Origin of the sequence: Massilia luteola, assembly GCF_034420155.1 — a bacterium.
Classification (GTDB): Bacteria; Pseudomonadota; Gammaproteobacteria; order Burkholderiales; family Burkholderiaceae_D; genus Telluria; species Telluria luteola.
In genome coordinates, this window is sequence record NZ_JAXOFN010000044.1 from 31717 (window position 1) to 48365 (window position 16649).

The following is a 16649-nucleotide window of genomic DNA, read 5'->3' on the forward strand; positions in this document are numbered from 1 at the left end:
GGCGGTTTTTTTTCGACCTCAGTCCTCGTAGATCGGCCCCGCCGTCAGGAACGGCCCGCCCTGGTACACGCTGGCGATGTCGCCCGCGTCGGCCCATGCGCCGCCGGCCGGGAAACGGTCCGCGAACGCGCGCGAGCTGTGGCGCGGCTCGAAGCCCAGGTGGGCGGCAGCGCCGTTGTCCCACCAGCGCACCGGGTTGTCCGAGACGCCGTACGTGATCGTGTGGCCCACGCGCGGCGTGAACAGGGCGCAGCGCACCAGTTCGACGAGGTCGTCGTGCGCGAGGAACGTCACCATCATGCGCGCATTGCGCGGCTCGTCGAACGAGGAGCCGATGCGCAGGCAGACCGTCTCGATGCCGAAGCGGTCGAAGTAATAGCGCGACAAGGCCTCGCCGAAGCATTTCGACACGCCGTAGATCCCGTCCGGCCGCAGCGGCGCGGCCGTGTCGACGACCTGCGTGGTCGGATAGTAGCCGACGACGTGGCTGGAGCTCGCGTAGATCACGCGCTTGATGCCGCGCTTGTGCACGGCCTCGTACAGATGGTGCAGGCCGAGGATGTTGGCGTGCATGATCGCCTCGAACTTGTCCTCGACCGAGACGCCGCCGAAGTGCAGCACGGCGTCGACGCCTTCCGTCAGCGCCATCACGGCGGCGCGGTCGCCCAGGTCGCAGCGGATGACTTCCTCGCCCGGGCCCGCGGGCGCGATGTCGCGGACGTCGCTGAGCCGGACCACGTCGGCCCACGGCTTGATGCGCTCGCGCAGCACGGTGCCGAGGCCGCCGCCGGCGCCGGTCAGGAGAAGACGGTGGAAAGGCTTGGACTCGGGCGCTTGGATCATGAACGGGCTCGCATTGGTGTTAAACGTTTAACCGAGTATATCCAAAACGCTTTCCTTGTCAATTTTTTGGCCGCCTTTTTTGCCCGGACGCCCCGGTGGAACAAGGGGAAACGATTCCATCGCCGTTTCCTTGCCCTGGCTCGGGTCCGGCTGCCGGGACGCATGCTAAGATGTGCCGCCGAGTAACGATTACCCTCCCATGAAAAAGACCGCTTCGACCATCCGCGACGTCGCCGCAGCCGCCCAGGTGTCCACCGCCACGGTGTCGAAATTCATCAACGGCGCGCAGCGCTTTTCGCCCAAGGTCGAGGCGGCGATCGAGGCCGCGATCGCGACCCTGGGCTACCGGTCGAACCCGCTGGCCAAGTCGATGATCACGGGGCGCACCAACACCATCGGCCTCTCGGTGCTGGACATCACCAACCCGCACTTTTCCAGCATCCTCAAGGGCGCGAACCGCGTGGCGCACGACCAGGGATTTTCCGTGCTGCTCGTCGACACCGAGGAAACGCCCAGCCGCGAGCGGCGCACGCTGGAAGAACTGAGCCGGCGCGTGGACGGCATGATCGTGTTCTCGCGCCTGCGCGAAAAAGAGATGGCGTGGATGGCCGAGATCGACAAGCCGCTCGTGTTCTTCGGCAGCCTGGCCGAATTGCCGCTGCCGACGGTCGCCAGCGACGACCACGCCGGCGCCTACATGCTGACCCAGCACCTGCGCATGCTGGGCCACCGCCGCATCGCCTACCTGGGCTTTTCCAAGTCGCGCCGCGACGAGGAGCGCCTGGGCGGCATCCGCGAATCGCTGAACGCGGCCGGCCTCGAACTGGCGATCTTCGATGCCGAGGCCCCGTCGCTGGCCGAGGGCGAGCGCCTGTGCTCCGCCATCGTCCTGGGCAGCCAGCGCCCGGACGCGCTGATCTGCTACAACGACCTGATGGCGCTCGGCTTCATGAAGGAAGCGTCCAACCTGGGCATGGCCATCCCGCAGGACATCTCCGTCGTCGGCTTCGACAATATCCCCTACGGCAAATACACGACGCCGGCCCTGACCACCGTCGACCTGCAGAGCGAACGCATGGGCGCGACGGCCATGGAAAAGCTGCTGGCCGTGATCCGCGGCGAGCACGTCGAGAAGCTCACCAAGGTCGCACCGCAGCTGATCCTGCGCACGTCGACCGTCGCCCGCCGGCCCTGATTACGCCCCCGTTTACTTTCCGGACGAGTTGGCCTATCCTTTTAGGAAAACGTTTAACTAGACCGGAGACACGCATGCGCCCTGCCCTGCCCGCCCTGATGTCGGCCCCTTTGCTGGCCGGCCTGACTTTCCTGCCCGCCGCGCCGGCGCGCGCCACGCCGCCGCTGCACCGGACGGTCGAACAGGCCTACCCGCAGCTGGATTACTTTTTCCAGAAGCTCGTGCGCGAACGGGATGGCATCACCATCGATGGGCGTGCGCCGTTCCAGAGCCACGACAAATTCCTGCCCGGGAAAATCGCGACGGGCCTCGCGGACGTGCTGCTGCACACACCGAAGGACGACCCGCGCCTGCCGGGCATGCTGCGCGATTACGCCGCCATCGCCGATCTGACGGTCGGCATGGAAAACGATACCTGGGGCATCTATTACTATATGGGCGCCTTGTACAAGCTGAAGCAGGCCGGCCTGCTGGCGCGCGCCGTGCATCCCGCCACGCTCGACCTGCTGCGCCGGAAGCTCGACTGGCGGACGTTCGTGCGCCAGCCCGCGTTCGAGCTGATCGACCTGCCGACCAATTACTACGGCGTCGCCTTCAGCATCGCGCGCCTGCGCCTGCTGATGGGTTGGGAGGATGCGCACGCGAGCGAGGTCCTGCTCGATAAGATGCTCAAGCATTACGCCGATTATTCCGGCACCTACGGTTTCTCGGACGAGACGGACGGCCAGGGCCGGTTCGACCGCTACAGCATCCTGCTGGCGGCCGAGATCTGCGAACGCTTCATCGAGACCGGCCTGAGCGTGACGCCGGAACTCAAGGCCTTGCTGCGCAAGTCGGCCGACGTCGCGCTGAACGCGGCCAATGCCGACGGCACCGGCTTCACGATGGGCCGCAGCCTCGGGCCGTACGGCGAGACGGCGATGCTGGAGATCCTGTCGACGGCCGCCTACCTCGGTGTCCTGAGTCCGGAAGAAAAGGAGTACGCGTATGCCTACTCGGCGCGCATCGGCGAACGCTACATGGATTTCTGGTACGACCCCGCGCTGCATTCCGTCGACATGTGGGGCAAGGGCCGGCGCACGGACACGTACCGCGGCAAGCACCGCATCCTCGGCGAGAACTTCTCGCTGCTGCACCAGTTGATCAGCACGGACGCCATGTGGAACCGCGCCGGCATGCGGGACGCCGCGCCGCGCGCCGACCTGGCGGCCTGGCTGGCGCGCGCGCGCCCCGCGTTCAGCCTCACGCGCTTCGCCGGCGGCGAGTACGACCGCGCCCTCGCCATCTGGCGCGACGGGCCGCACGTATTCAGCCTGTCGATGATCAACGGCGGTCCAAGCCAGCATGCGAACAGCCCGTATTATCCGCTGCCGTTTTCGTACGGGATCGTCTCGGGCATCGCCGACAGCGGCGCCGCGCATCCGCAGCTGCTGCCGAAATTCCGCCTGGCCGACGGCAGCGAATTGATCGCGACGGCCTTCATGAAGGACATCCAGGCGCACGACGTCGACGGTGGCTACCGCGTCACGTATCGCCAGGATGCGCTCACGAAGCTGGGCAAGAACCTCCCGGTCAAGGACCCGCGCATCGCCGTCGAGACGGAATACGTATTGCGCCACGGCGTCGTCACGCGCACCGACACCTATACGCCGGCGGCGCCGCTGGACGTGGCCGGCGTGAGCCTCGACTTCGCGTCGTTCTCGAGCGGCGCCAGCGTGGCCGGCGCCGACGTCGCTTTCCATGACGGCGTCGTACGCGGGTTCGCCGTGCAAGGCCTCGCGAACTGCCGCGCGGAGGACGTCGCGGGCAGCGAGGCGTATCGCGCGCCGTACGGGCCGATGGCCACGCTGGCCAGCTGCCGCACGGGCGCGTTCACCTTCGACAAACCGCTCAGGATCAGCTGGACGATCCGTTACCAGTGATGACGCGGTCGATCAGCCGCTGTTCCGCAAGCCGGCCGAAATGCCGTTGATCGACATGTGCAAGCCGCTGCGGGTCGCGTCGTCGTCCGTCCCGGCCCGGTAGCGGCGCAGCAGTTCGACCTGCAGGTGGTTCAGCGGGTCGATATACGGCAGGCGATTGCGCAACGAGCGCTGCATCTGCGGATTCGCGTCCAGCAGTTCGTCCTGTTCCATGATCCGGCCGAGGATGTCCACCGTGCGCGCATGCTCGGCGCTGATGCAGCCGAAGATCCGGTCGCGCAGCGCGGCGTCGCCCACCAGCGCCGCGTAACGGCTGGCGATCGCGATGTCGCTCTTGGCCAGCACCATGTCCATGTTCGACAGCAGGGTCGTGAAGAACGGCCATTCCTTGTACATCTTGCGCAGCAGCGCGAGGCGCTCGGCCGGCGCGTCGGCGATGAAGCGTTCCACCGCCGTGCCGAAGCCGTACCAGCCCGGCAGCATCAGGCGGCACTGGGCCCAGCTGAAGACCCAGGGAATCGCGCGCAGGTCTTCGATCGAGCGCGACTTCTTGCGCGAGGCCGGCCGGCTGCCGATGTTCAGGGCGGCGATTTCCGAAATGACGGTCGACTCCCAGAAATAGGTTTCGAAGCCTTCGGTTTCATACACGAGCGACCGGTAGGCGGACAGCGCTTCGGTGGACAGGCGGTCCATCGCCGCGACCTGCTCCGCGTCCGGCTGCGGCTGGGCATGCGACAGCAGCGTCGCTTCCATCGTCGCGGCGACCAGCACCTCGAGGTTGCGCCGGCCGACCTCGGCGTTGGCGTACTTCGCGGTGATGACTTCGCCCTGCTCCGTCAGGCGGATGCGTCCCTGCACGGCGCCCGGCGGCTGCGCCAGGATCGCTTCGTAGCTCGGGCCGCCGCCGCGTCCCACCGAACCGCCGCGGCCGTGGAACAGCTGCAGCTTGATGCCGTGCGCGCGGAAGACGGCGATCAGTTCCAGCTCCGCCTTGTGCAGTTCCCAGCCGGAGGTGACGTAACCGCCATCCTTGTTGCTGTCCGAGTAGCCCAGCATGACTTCCTGCAGGCGGTCGCGCGACTGCAGCAGGCGCATGTACAGCGGCAGGCCGAACGCCGCGCCCATGATGGCGGCGCCGGCGCGCAGGTCGTCGATGGTTTCGAACAGCGGAATGATGTTGACGTCGAGCGTGCCGAGCGTCGGATGCAGCAGGCCCGCTTCCTTCAGCAGCACGGCCACTTCCAGCAGGTCGGAGACGGAGGCGGCCTTCGAGATGATGTAGTTCGTGACGGCGTCGCGGCCGTAGGTCAGGTGCGCGCGCTTCGTCTCGCGCAGGATCGCCAGTTCGGACGCGGTGTCTTCCGAATACGCTTCGAACGGCGAGACGAGCAGCCGCGGCGACTGCAGCTCGTCCAGCAGGACCTGGCAGCGCGCGCTTTCGTCCAGCGCGAGGTAATCGACGCCGGGGCGCGCCTGCGCCAGCAGTTCGGCGATCACGCGTTCGTGCACGTCGGCGTTCTGGCGCAGGTCGACGGGCGCGAGGTGGAAACCGAATACCTTCACGGCGCGGCGCAGCAGGCGCAGGCGGCCGCGCGCCAGTTGACGGGCGCCGTTGGCGACGAGCGATTCGTGGATCGCGTCCAGGTCGGCCAGCAGCTCGGCCGCGCTGGCGTACGCCGCCGCGTCCGGGGCCGCCGCGCCGGCGACGAGCCAGTCGCGCGTCGCCACGAGGCGGGCATGCATGCCGTGCAGCGCCTGGCGGTACGGCTCGTCCTGGTGGTGCGGCGAGTTGTCCGGCGCGCGTTCGGCGATGCGGCGCAGCGCCTCCGTGCTGCCGCACAGCGACTGCGCCTGCGACAGCTGCGACGCCAGCGTGTGCAGCTCGGGCAGGTAGAAATCGAGCGCACGGGTCGACTGCGCCTTGAGCGTGGCGCGCAGGATGTCCGCGGTGACGAACGGGTTGCCGTCACGGTCGCCGCCGATCCAGCTGCCCACTTTCATGAACGACGGCAGTTCCGTGCCGGCCCAGGCGTCATCCTTTTGCGCCAGCGTGTCCTCGAGCGCGCAGTACAGGCGCGGCAGGCTCCTGAACATCGTGTAGTCGAAGAAGGACAGGCCGTTTTCCACTTCGTCCAGCACCGACAGCTTGGCGGGACGGAGCAGGCGCGTCTGCCACAGGGTCAGGATGGCGCGCGCCAGGGCTTCGTCGTTGTCCTGTTCCTCGTCGGGCGTGAGCTGCGTGCGGTCACGTTCGCCGATCAGGCGCGCGATCGCCATCTGGCAGTTGAGGACACTCTTGCGCTGCACTTCGGTGGGGTGCGCCGTGAACACGGGGCTGATGTGCGCGTTGTCGAAGAAGGCAGGCAGGTCGTCCATGCGGCCGGCGCCGAACACGCCGTCGACGGCATGCGCGATGCTGCCCTTCTTGGGCGCCGATCCGGCGGACAGGTGCGCGCGGCTGCGGCGGATGTGGTGCTGGTCTTCGGCGATGTTGGACAGCAGCGAGAAATAGGTGAACGCGCGGATCAGCTGGGTGCGCTCGTCGGACGAGATCCCGGCGAGGATCGCCGCCAGTTCCTCGTGCGCGCTGCCGTCCTGGTCGCGCCGGAAACCGATGGCGCTCTTACGGATCGACTCGATGCGGTCGAATACCCCGTCGCCCTCCTGGGCCCGGATCGTTTCCCCCAGCATGCGGCCGAGCTGGCGGATGTCCCGCCCCAGCAACTCTTCCTTGAAGTTCCGTGCCTCTTCAACGCTCATTCCAAGCTCTCCAGATCGATGCGTCGTGGGACGACGCAAAATGTAAATAATTTACAGAACACGCACCGGGTAACTCGCGTCAGCGCGAAATAGCTTATATATACAAACCCGTATCACCGTGTGCGGTGCAGCAAGAAATACAATGTTATGAAATTTTACTACAAACATTCATCGATTCGGTGCCCGAGTTGAAAAAATGCTACACATTCGGAACGATGTGCCGCAACGCACCCCAATCCGGCGCATCGGTAAAATCGAAAAAATCGGAAAAATCATGCAGGGTTGATAGACTTTTTTACGATCCTTGCTATCCTTCACCGCCAAGTATTCGCAAGACGTTCTCCATGAGCCGGTGTTGTCACGAAACCGGCCGCCCGCTCGCCCATCGTTTCGACCCAACCTGAAGGAGGCACTCGTGAGTACTGAAACCAAGTTCGCCGAACAGATCGCGTACGCGAAAATCCACCCGTCGGTCGGCATCGCGCGGGTCGGCAATTCCAGCAAGGAGGATGGCTTCTATGTGGGGCCCCAGGTGGTCGACCCGCTGCCTAGGCCCGAGAATTTTTACCGCGACGGCACCGGCGCGCTGAAACGCGAAGTGGCGGAATTCCGCATCTACGGCTACGACGCCCAGGGGCGCGTGCTGTGCGAGCTGGCCATGCAAGATGGTGTCGACATCGAGTGGACGGTCGAACTCGCCAACCACAAAGCGGCCTGGTACAACTTCGAGCTGGCGCTGGACATCCCGGAAGCGGCGACCGCACCGCCTTCCACCCGCCGCAACGCGAACGTGCCATTCCCCGAGCGCGGAACCTTGTCGATCCAGCCCGGCCCCCGCAGCATCGACGCGCCGGGCGCCGCCGGTCCGGCGTATCACTTCGATGGCGGCAGTTTCATGGGCATTCCGGTCCCCCTGGGCGAGTTGCGCACCGATCCGCGCGGCCGCTTGTGGGTGTTCGGCGGGTCCGGCAAGTCGGCATCGTTCGACGGCTGCGCGCCCACCACGTTCGCGAACAACGATGGCTGGTATGACGACACCAGCGATGGCCCGGTGACCGCGCGCGTGCGGGTCGGCGGACGCGAACTGCGCGTCGCGCCGGCATGGGTGGTCGTGGCGCCACCGAATTACGGGCCCCAGCAGAAATCGGTGCGCACCATGTATGCGTTGATGACCGACGTCGCCGTCCAGTCCGGCCAGCTGCCGGTGCCGACGCGGCCTTCGTTCAAGAACGACCTGCTGCCCATCTTCAAGGCGCTGTGCGACCTGCAATGGATGAACGCCGGCTTCGCGGCAGGTTTCGGCTACGGCATGCCCCAGTACTTCCTCGCGCCGGCGTACTTGCGCAAGCTCGCGCAGGAGGGCGACACGTACGCGCAACTGCGCAAGACGGTCGCCAACGCATTCCGCAACCCGCAATACGAGGACGCGTCGATGAAGCCGTGGCCGTGGACCTATGGCGATGCGATGGATGTACCGATGCCGCCGATCCCGCGGGCCATGAATGCGCTGACGACCACGCAGTTGGCGATGCTCGAACGCTGGGCCGACGGCCACTTCATCGCCGATTACGATCCCGATGCGGCGGCCGGTCCCCACCAGGACATCGCCGCCGTGCCGCTGGAGGAGCAGCCCGCCATGCTGGATCGCGCCGCGCTGGAATTCTGCCTGGCCGACGCATTCCATCCCGGGTGCGAGATGACCTGGCCGGTGCGCCATGCCTCGATGTACAGCGAGCCCTATCGCTGGCGCCACCGCGCCAAGGACGATCCCGAACCGGACTACGGCAAGACCTTGACGCCATCCGAGGCCTGTTCCTTCAACGGGCCGTTGTACGGACAGTTTCCGGGTTCGGTCACGCGCTGGATGGCGCTACCCTGGCAAACCGACACCGCCAGCTGCCGCTCGGGTTACGACCCGCAGTACGACCCGTACCTGCCCACGTTCTGGCCGGCGCGGGTCCCGAACCAGGTGCTGAGCGTCGAGAACTACGACAAGGTCATGGACGAGGAACTGCCGCGCGCGGAGCGCCTGGCGGCGTTCAACGACCGGATGGACTGGGACCGGACGCTGGGCGTCGGGTATCAGCAGCAATTGCAGGCCATGGTGAGCCATTTCGACCGGCAAGGCATCGTCGAGGTACGCAAAGGCATTCCCGATGACCCCGATTTCCCCCCGGTGATGCAGGTCGAGGATCGCGGCGGACAGCCGATGTCCAGCGAAGAACGCAAGGCCACCGACAGCCAGATGCGCCAGGTGGCGCGGCGCGGCACGCCAAAGCACTCGGCGTGAACACCCGCCCGCCGGACCGCGTGCCGACGGACTGGGACGCGATCATCGTGGGCGCCGGGCCGGCCGGCGCGGCGCTGGCCCGGCGCTTGCGGCCGCGGTGTCGCGTGTTGCTGCTGGACCGGCCGCAGGCGCGGGCGATCGACACCGCGCGCATCGGAGAATCGTTGCCGGGCGCGGCCCGCATGCTGTTGCAGCGCCTCGGGATCTACGAGCGCTTTCTCGTCCAGGGGCATGTGGAACGCGGCGCGTCCGTCGCGCAGTGGCACGCGGGCCCGCCGACGTGGTTCGATCCCGTGCGCGATCCCCTCGGTGCGGGATGGCATCTGGATCGCGCGCGCTTCGACGCCGGTCTGCGCGAGGCCGCCTTGGCGGCAGGTGCGGCGCTGGACAACCACGTCCGGCATCTCGAGGTGGCGCACGAGGACGGGCGATGGCGTGTCGATTTCCAGAGTCCGGAGCAAGCCGGTGCACCCCCGTGCCGTCGCACGCACCGCGCGCCGGTGCTGGTCGATGCCAGTGGCCGGAGCATGATCGCCGCGAGGCAGCTCGGGCTGGCCCGGCATGGCGAGGATCGGCTGGTCTGCCTGTACGCGCACCTGCCCGCGGACGAGCGCGATGAAGACCAGGTCACCCGCATCTGCGCCGACACCAACGGCTGGTGGTACAGCGTGCGCGTGCCGTCGGGAAAACGCGTGCTGGCACTGCACCTCGACAGCGACGACGACGAGCTGAAAACGCTGCGCGCTCCGGCGCGGCTGCTCGCCAAAGCCCATCGTCATCCCTTGCTCGGCGAGATCCGCCCCGCGACGCTGGACTTTCCGGTACACGCGCAGCCGGCCGGTGGTGGTGGACTGGATCCCGGCGCCTTGGGCCGACTGCCCGCAGGCTTCTTTGCGGTCGGCGACGCGATGTCGGCCTTCGATCCGATCGCATCCCAGGGGCTGTTCAACGCGCTGGCGACGGCCGAAAGCGCAGCCCATGCCATCGAGCGGCACATCGACGGCGCCGCCGATGCGCGCGCGCGCTACCTCGACGAGATGCGCGCGGTGGGCGCCCGGTATCGGCAGCGCCGTGGCAAGACTTATGCGGCAGTGACGCGCTATGCGCGGGAGCGGTTCTGGCGGCGCAGGATCATGGCGGGCGAGGCGGCCGGTAGGCTCACAGCAGCGCCGCCGCATGTTCAAGAAGGAAAAGGACGGGAAGGCGCCGTCAGCGCGGAAGAAGCATCGTAGCGACAATACGCTCGTTCTGGTCGGTGGCCTCAACAGCACCTGGAGTTTGCTCAGCTTTGTTGTAGTTCTGAACCTCATCTGCTTTGGGTCTTTGCGTTCAGCACCTGGCCGCGCGAGCGCACATGAGGGCCGCGTTCTTGGACTAGCACGCGCCCTCAGTGCAGCGTTCGTCCAAGCCAGCGCGCATCGGCCCCGGCTCCGCTACCGCGGCATCAGGATGCAACTCCGGGTGACGCATCGAAGTCGACGTCGAAGCCCAACGAAGCCAAGCTGCTGTCCCCTCTCCACTACACGGCCAAAGATGGGCATAAGGTTCAACTCCTGCCCGATCGGCACATGATCAAGTGCCGGTCGGCACAAGTGCGCGGTGCCGGGATGGCACGTGCTCGTTCAGTCAACATCGACGAGGGACGTGTTCGCATCATGGTCGAGTAGCGAACTGGCTGTAGCGAGCGCCGGGACGATCCTCTCGGCCATGCTCCTACGAGATTAGTTCTCAGCCAAAGTCGAATTCTTTCTGGTCACCAAACCGGTCTCGAATTTTCTGCTCATATTCCTCCTTGGTTTTTGATGATTCGACCATTTCAAGAATACGGCCGAGGTGAATGCGCAATGCGCGGGTTCCAATCTCGGAAAGGAATTGGTGCAGCTTCTTCGTACGGTTGCCACTGGCGGCCTTATTCGCTTGCATTAACTCCAGGAGCTTGCCGTTACTCTTGGCCAGCGGGAAATAGACGTGGTTAAGCGTAAGGATTTTAAACTCCCAAGGGCGCCCCCTTTCGAACTTCGGCAAATCATACAGCTTATACCATTCCTCGTATAACTGCGGCGGGAACTCCTTCTCATATTCTTTAGCCTCTTGCTGCACGTAGTGCTTGAACGCCGTGATGATCTCTTCGCGGGTCGCATCGTATCCAGACAGCGCATACACTAACCCCTTGATACCAGCCTTTGCCGACGCGCCTACGATCACATGCGCCTGACGAGCGAACGCTTCCTGGCTCTTGAGCAACTTCCCATCCGCTTCGGCACTAATGATGGCCTTACACAAGTCGATAAGGATGGTGACGTCGTATCCGTACGTTTGGGCTTTTGCCTGGGCATTGGTACCAACCCCAAGCCCTTGAAAAATAATAGGTTTTTCCAGTTTCTCACGTAGTTCCTGCCCGACATATTGCGAAATGGTTTTGCCCTTGATAAAGGCCGGCAGACGACTACCTCCCTCGCCAAGGCCAATCGCCGACCCCATACCTCGCTGACTGATAACGGCAGTCTTGCTCTCGTCATTTAAGACGTAGCACTCGACATCAATCCCGAAGTCGTCTTTAAAATTTCCTTTATGGGTTGCCTGCAGCGGTTTTGCGCCCCACCGGGCTACGGCGGCTTTTTTTGCGATGGCCTTACGAGCCTCGGGGTCTAGCGCCTTGGCACGGGCAACGCCCCCCTTCGCCTTACTCAAGTTTTTCTCAGACTCGGACATGCAAGCAATCCTCATATGTTGTGGTGCTTGCATCCTATCATGACTAAAAATCTGCATGCAAGCATAATTCAAATAATTATGCTTGCATAATATTTCGCGACCGAATCCGCTTCAGCTGCTCTGACTAGCTGAGGCCACTAGCAAGGTTTCGCGTATGCAACCTTCCCCATCGAGGTCTACGCCCGCCGGATCGTCGGCTGGCATGTCCGCAGCTCAACGCGAGCCGACTTCGTCCTCGCTGCGCCGAAGCAGGCGCTGTACGCCCGTCAGCCGGAATGAAACGCGTTGGTCCATCACAACAGTAGGGGCTCGCAATATGTGTTGATAAAGTACAGCGAACGCTTGGCAGAAGCCGACATCGAGCCGTCCGTGAGCAGCAAGGGCGACAGCTACGATAATTCCCTGACCGAGACAATCAACGGGCTTCACAAGGCTGAGTTGATACACCGACGCGCTCGTTGGAAAACACATGAGGCCGTCGAAGTAGCTGCGCCGGAATGGATGTCCTGGTTCAACCACCACCGCTTGCCCGAACCGCTCGGCTATATACCGCCGGCCGAGGCTGAGGCAAACTACTACAAGCAGCTGAACAGTCAGGTCGTCCAAGCCTGATTTACACCAACCGGCCTCCACGAAAGTCGGGGCGGTTCACTTCGTGGCCGAAGCGCCGGGTCTGAAAGATCTCTTGTTTACCCCAAGCCGTAAATTAAAGAATGCTTTAATATATCCATTCATATTAAAGGACTCTTTAAAATGTCCCGATCTACCGGTTCGATTGTCACCACGACAACTCTAGGCGAGAGTGTACACGCTTTCGTGCCCAACCCCTTGCCGCCCACTGCGCCGCCAGTCGCGCCTGAGTCCTATGCCGCCGACAACCGCGCGGCTGAACTGGCGCTGGCCAGACTCAACGGCGTTTCGGGTCTGGTCCCCTCCGAAGACTGGCTGCTCTACGCCGCCGTGCGCAAAGAGGCATTGCTCACCTCGCAGATTGAAGGCACGCAAGCGACCCTCGACGACCTGTTCGAAAACGAGGCCGGAATCGAGGTGGACAACGCCGACGACGTTGAAGAAGTGACCAATTACCTGCGCGCATTCCGCTTCGTGCGCGAAAATTTGCAGGCGGACGACGGCCTCCCCATCAGCGCGCGCCTCATCTGCGAAGCGCACCGGTTGTTGCTGGACGGCGTGCGCGGCGCGGGCAAGCAGCCTGGAGAGTTACGCCGCTCGCAAAACTGGATCGGCGGCACGCGCCCCGGGAATGCCGTCTTTGTGCCGCCACCGCCCGAACGGGTGCCGGAGCTGCTGGCCGATCTGGAGCGTTTCGTCCACAGGGAACACGGCGAACTGCCGCCCCTCGTCAAAGTAGCGCTGGTGCACGCGCAATTCGAAACCATTCATCCTTTCCTCGACGGTAACGGCAGGATGGGCCGGCTGCTGATTTCCGCCCTGTTGGAGCACTGGTCCTTGATGCAGGCGCCACTGCTTTACATCAGTGGCCACCTCAAGCGGCACCAGGCCGAGTATTACCGCCTGCTTTCAAGCACACGTACCGAAGGCGACTGGGAAGCGTGGATCGCCTTCTTCCTCGAGGCAGTCGCGGCAGCGGCGGCGCAAGCGGAGCGCACGATCGTGGACCTGGCGACGCTAATCACCAATGACCGGCGCCGGCTGCTGGAGTCACCCAAGGCCGGCGCCGTTGCCTACCGCCTGTTTGAATCGCTGCCCATGATGCCGCGTTTTACCGTCGAACAGGTGAAGCAGCGCCTGGCGACGACCTACCCGACCGCCAACGCGGCGGTCAAGGCCCTCGCCGACCTTGGCATCGTGCGCGAGATGACAGGCCAGCGCAAGAACCGTAGCTTCGGCTATCAGTCATATATCGATCTGCTTTCCGCATGAAAGACAACCCGCATGCAAACCTACGCTGACAAGAAGAGTTGCCAAATCTGGACCGGGGATCAATGGGAAATGTGGCCGGTATCGGCCGTCTATCCGCATCGGCGATCAGCGCTGTTTCGATGCCATGAATGCCACGGCCCCATCGTCTTGATGCAAGAAAGCAAGGACGGGCGCAACGCTGCCCATTTTGAACACAAGCCTTCCCATGCAGGATGTTCGCTCGTGCACAGGTACTACTCGGGCATAGGCTCACTCCACCCGAATGCCGTCCGCGATCCGGCGCGCTCCACGCAGCTTGCATTTGCTGACTACATTTCCGACAGAGCGGCGGAGGAAATCATCGGTCCGGTTTCCGCAACCGAAAAGGAGCGACTCCTACTTGCGCGCGTTGGCCAAGGGTCGTACCGGAAGAAGCTGGTAGCCCGGTGGGGCACCTGCAGCGTGCTCGGATGCGGTCCGGAAACCACGTTGATCGCGTCCCATATTGTTCCGTGGCGCGAATGCGAAACCAACGACGAACGCCTTGATCTGGATAACGGCCTTCTGTTGAGCCCGAATCTCGACAAGCTATTCGATCGAAAGCTGATTTCATTCTCGGATACGGGCGCCCTGCTGGTCAGCCCCGCGCTGGCCCCGGCTGACGCATCAGCCTTAGGAATTCGACAGGAAATGCGGCTACGAAAAATCCCGCCTGGGCTCATCAAATACCTCGCCCGCCACCGCGAAGGTATCCAATGGATAACACGGATCATAGCGGACGCGCATTTCCCATAAGAACCCAGCGGTCACGACTTCGGTGCAAGGCGTTGCTGGCAGAACGTCGATCAGCACGCGGCCGCGGCGCATGCCGGTGCGCACGCCGGCGTCCAGCGCTTCCTGCAAGGCCACCAGCACGCGCTCGTGTTCGAGCACGACGCTGCCGGTGTCAGTGGACCAGCTCGGTGTGAAGACCCCGAGCGATAACCGGGGCAGGTGTAGTCCGATCCACAGGCGCATGGCGATTGGGCAGGTGGTACTCCAGGGCGTCGTCGGCCAGGTTGTACAACTGTTGCAGCACCAGGATCTTGATCATCAGCACTGTCGGGTAAGGCGGACGACCACCCTTGGCACGAGAAGGCCTCGGCGCGGCTGCATCAATGCGAGCGGCCAGTGCGTCGAAATCGACGTGCTCGGCCAGTCCTACCAAAGGATCGCCTATTTTTGCTCGCCGGTCTTCGCGCTCCTGCTCGGCAAATAGGCTGATCCGGGGTTTCATCATGACGACACTCGCTGGCTCGTTCGATGTCAAGATTTTACCCAGCCGTCGTCAGGTCAGCCGAGGTTTTTCGAGGTGCCCTCATGCTGACGCAGTCGTTAATCGCCTTACCGCTAACGGTCTATACGTGGGTTACGTTCATATTTCTTAATTAGGTAAATTCCATCTTGACACGTTCTGGATAGCTGCATCTTCCCTTAATTCAAACCTGAACAATGCTTTTAATAAATTTAGATCCCAAGCTATCTCCGTAGTTGCTACACGCACATGATTGGGAAATACCTCTGCCATTGCTTTAAAAATCGCAAATGTCGATGGGTCTCCGTGTTCGTTACCTGGATCCACTGATGAAGCGATGTAAACGTCGGTCGGATTTTCGATGGTACCCCGGGCGTACGCCGCCAAAGTCTTTGCATGTATCACACTAGTGTTATCTATATGAGCAAGGCCAATGTATAGCTCGCTGACCACAAGCACAGCTACGCATGGGCCGAGCCCAGCTGTAGCGATATATTTGATATGAGTGTCATGCCACTGAACCAATGCAGCCTCCCCTTGCTTGACGTAAACGTACTGTTCAAGAGTAGGAACGCGCACTCGTTCTCCCTTAGGGAGCCGCTGATCAATTCATCCGCCGCAGGTGCCACAGGCCTGCCCATCTGCGATAATTTCAACCCATCCAACGCTGTCGTGTCGATCATGCAAAAGAGCTTCTCGGACCTTGAATACGCAAACAAGAAGAAGCTGACGCGGCGCGACCGCTTTCTTGCGGAGATCGAAAAGATCACGCCGTGGGAGCCGCTGCAGCGGGCAATCGAACCGTTCTACCCCAAGATCGTCGGTGCTGGCCGCCCGCCGATCGGCTTGGCACGCATGCTGAGGATGTATGTGGCCCAACAGTGTTTCGGGCTGTCGGATGAGGGCATTGAAGACGCGATCTACGACAGCCAGGCCATCCGCGCCTTTGTCGGCATCGACCTCAATCGGGAGTCTGCGCCGGACGCGACGACGCTGCTCAAATTCCGGCATCTGCTCGAAGCTAACGGGCTGACGAAAAAGATCTTCGACACCATCAACGGCCACCTTGCCGAGAAGGGTCTGATGATGCGTGAGGGGACCATTGTGGATGCCACGCTGATCGCGGCGCCGCCTTCGACCAAGAACAAGGACGGCAAGCGTGATCCGGAAATGCACCAGTCGAAGAAGGGCAACGAGTGGCATTTCGGGATGAAGGCGCACGTGGGAGTGGACGCCGCGTCCGGCCTCGTGCATACCGTCATCGGCACTGCCGGTAACGTCGCCGACGTCACACAAGCGGGCTCGTTGTTGCACGGCGATGAATCTGCGGCGCTTGGCGATGCCGGCTACCAAGGCGTCGAGAAACGTGCAGAGAATCTCGGCAAATCGGTGACCTGGCACGTGGCGATGAAGCGCTCCAAGCGCAAGGCCCTGCCCAAGAACAAGCTCGGCCGCATGCTCGAAAAACTGGAGCATCTCAAGGCCAGCGTGCGGGCGAAAGTCGAGCATCCGTTCCATGTCATCAAGAACCTGTTCCGTCATCGGAAGACGCGCTATCGCGGCTTGGCCAAGAACACGACACAACTGTTTACGCTGTTCGGCTTCGCCAATTTGGTACTGGCTGGCCGGCGATTTACGGTCACCGACACCCGACGTGCGTCCTGAGTGCCGGAAGGCAAAAGAAATACTGCCGACTTGCTGAACAATTGCCTGTGGCCGGGCCAAAAACATCTTTCGAGGTGCCAAGCAACC

General features: G+C 63.3%; 11 protein-coding genes and 2 pseudogenes. 9 read left to right on the forward strand and 4 right to left on the reverse strand.

The window, feature by feature from the left end; translation table 11 throughout:
• Positions 1-18: 18 nt before the first annotated feature.
• Entirely contained in the window at positions 19-843 is an 825-nt protein-coding gene (locus U9J41_RS26980) for an NAD-dependent epimerase/dehydratase family protein (RefSeq protein ID WP_322405260.1), read from the reverse strand.
• Positions 844-1042: 199 nt separating this feature from the next.
• On the opposite strand from U9J41_RS26980, the gene U9J41_RS26985 reads away from it, so the two are divergent.
• Positions 1043-2038 carry a LacI family DNA-binding transcriptional regulator gene (locus U9J41_RS26985; protein WP_322405261.1) on the forward strand — a complete coding sequence of 332 codons (996 nt, stop codon included), beginning with the start codon at positions 1043-1045 and terminating at the stop codon, positions 2036-2038.
• Between the two features lie 74 nt (positions 2039-2112).
• The gene (locus U9J41_RS26990) at positions 2113-3960 is read left to right on the forward strand and encodes a hypothetical protein (RefSeq protein ID WP_322405262.1); all 1848 of its coding nucleotides are present in this window, start codon (positions 2113-2115) and stop codon (positions 3958-3960) included.
• Between the two features lie 12 nt (positions 3961-3972).
• Here the strand turns inward: U9J41_RS26990 and ppc are convergent, their stop codons facing one another.
• Positions 3973-6720, reverse strand: coding sequence for a phosphoenolpyruvate carboxylase (ppc, locus tag U9J41_RS26995; RefSeq protein ID WP_322405263.1), 2748 nt, complete (start codon positions 6718-6720; stop codon positions 3973-3975).
• A gap of 415 nt (positions 6721-7135) precedes the next feature.
• Here ppc and U9J41_RS27000 point away from each other — a divergent pair, with 415 nt between their 5' ends.
• The 3 genes and pseudogenes from U9J41_RS27000 to U9J41_RS27010 all read left to right on the forward strand — a co-directional run.
• Positions 7136-9010 (forward strand): LodA/GoxA family CTQ-dependent oxidase, encoded by a 1875-nt coding sequence (locus tag U9J41_RS27000; protein WP_322405264.1) that lies wholly within the window; start codon positions 7136-7138, stop codon positions 9008-9010.
• Positions 9007-10242, forward strand: coding sequence for an NAD(P)/FAD-dependent oxidoreductase (locus tag U9J41_RS27005; protein WP_322405265.1), 1236 nt, complete (start codon positions 9007-9009; stop codon positions 10240-10242). Before U9J41_RS27000 ends, U9J41_RS27005 begins: the two co-directional genes overlap by 4 nt.
• A 338-nt stretch (positions 10243-10580) precedes the next feature.
• Positions 10581-10691: pseudogene (locus U9J41_RS27010) on the forward strand (DUF3761 domain-containing protein); the annotation flags it as partial.
• Positions 10692-10738: 47 nt separating this feature from the next.
• Here the strand turns inward: U9J41_RS27010 and U9J41_RS27015 are convergent.
• Positions 10739-11722: a P63C domain-containing protein gene (locus U9J41_RS27015; protein WP_322405266.1), complete on the reverse strand. Its 984-nt coding sequence runs from the start codon at positions 11720-11722 to the stop codon at positions 10739-10741.
• A 141-nt stretch (positions 11723-11863) separates the two neighbouring features.
• Here U9J41_RS27015 and U9J41_RS27020 point away from each other — a divergent pair.
• From U9J41_RS27020 to U9J41_RS27030, 3 genes and pseudogenes are all read left to right on the forward strand, one after another.
• Positions 11864-12334, forward strand: a pseudogene (locus U9J41_RS27020) (DDE-type integrase/transposase/recombinase); the annotation flags it as partial.
• Between the two features lie 141 nt (positions 12335-12475).
• The gene (locus U9J41_RS27025; protein ID WP_322405267.1) at positions 12476-13624 is read left to right on the forward strand and encodes a Fic family protein; all 1149 of its coding nucleotides are present in this window, start codon (positions 12476-12478) and stop codon (positions 13622-13624) included.
• A gap of 12 nt (positions 13625-13636) precedes the next feature.
• On the forward strand, positions 13637-14398 hold the full coding sequence (locus tag U9J41_RS27030; RefSeq protein WP_322405268.1) for an HNH endonuclease: 762 nt from the start codon (positions 13637-13639) through the stop codon (positions 14396-14398).
• A 151-nt stretch (positions 14399-14549) separates the two neighbouring features.
• Here U9J41_RS27030 and U9J41_RS29380 read toward each other — a convergent pair whose 3' ends face one another.
• Positions 14550-14882, reverse strand: coding sequence for a transposase (locus tag U9J41_RS29380; RefSeq protein ID WP_482194209.1), 333 nt, complete (start codon positions 14880-14882; stop codon positions 14550-14552).
• Between the two features lie 696 nt (positions 14883-15578).
• Here U9J41_RS29380 and U9J41_RS27040 point away from each other — a divergent pair.
• Positions 15579-16562, forward strand: coding sequence for an IS5 family transposase (locus tag U9J41_RS27040; RefSeq protein WP_322404939.1), 984 nt, complete (start codon positions 15579-15581; stop codon positions 16560-16562).
• The last annotated feature ends 87 nt before the right edge of the window (positions 16563-16649 follow it).

Bases quoted from the DNA above. Each gene is read 5' to 3' on its own strand.
- U9J41_RS26980 (WP_322405260.1), bottom strand. From the start codon at position 843: ATGATCCAAGCGCCCGAGTCCAAGCCTTTCCACCGTCTTCTCCTGACC.
- U9J41_RS26985 (WP_322405261.1), top strand. From the start codon at position 1,043: ATGAAAAAGACCGCTTCGACCATCCGCGACGTCGCCGCAGCCGCCCAG.
- U9J41_RS26990 (WP_322405262.1), top strand. From the start codon at position 2,113: ATGCGCCCTGCCCTGCCCGCCCTGATGTCGGCCCCTTTGCTGGCCGGC.
- ppc (WP_322405263.1), bottom strand. From the start codon at position 6,720: ATGAGCGTTGAAGAGGCACGGAACTTCAAGGAAGAGTTGCTGGGGCGG.
- U9J41_RS27015 (WP_322405266.1), bottom strand. From the start codon at position 11,722: ATGTCCGAGTCTGAGAAAAACTTGAGTAAGGCGAAGGGGGGCGTTGCC.
- U9J41_RS27025 (WP_322405267.1), top strand. From the start codon at position 12,476: ATGTCCCGATCTACCGGTTCGATTGTCACCACGACAACTCTAGGCGAG.
- U9J41_RS27030 (WP_322405268.1), top strand. From the start codon at position 13,637: ATGCAAACCTACGCTGACAAGAAGAGTTGCCAAATCTGGACCGGGGAT.
- U9J41_RS29380 (WP_482194209.1), bottom strand. From the start codon at position 14,882: ATGATGAAACCCCGGATCAGCCTATTTGCCGAGCAGGAGCGCGAAGAC.
- U9J41_RS27040 (WP_322404939.1), top strand. From the start codon at position 15,579: ATGCAAAAGAGCTTCTCGGACCTTGAATACGCAAACAAGAAGAAGCTG.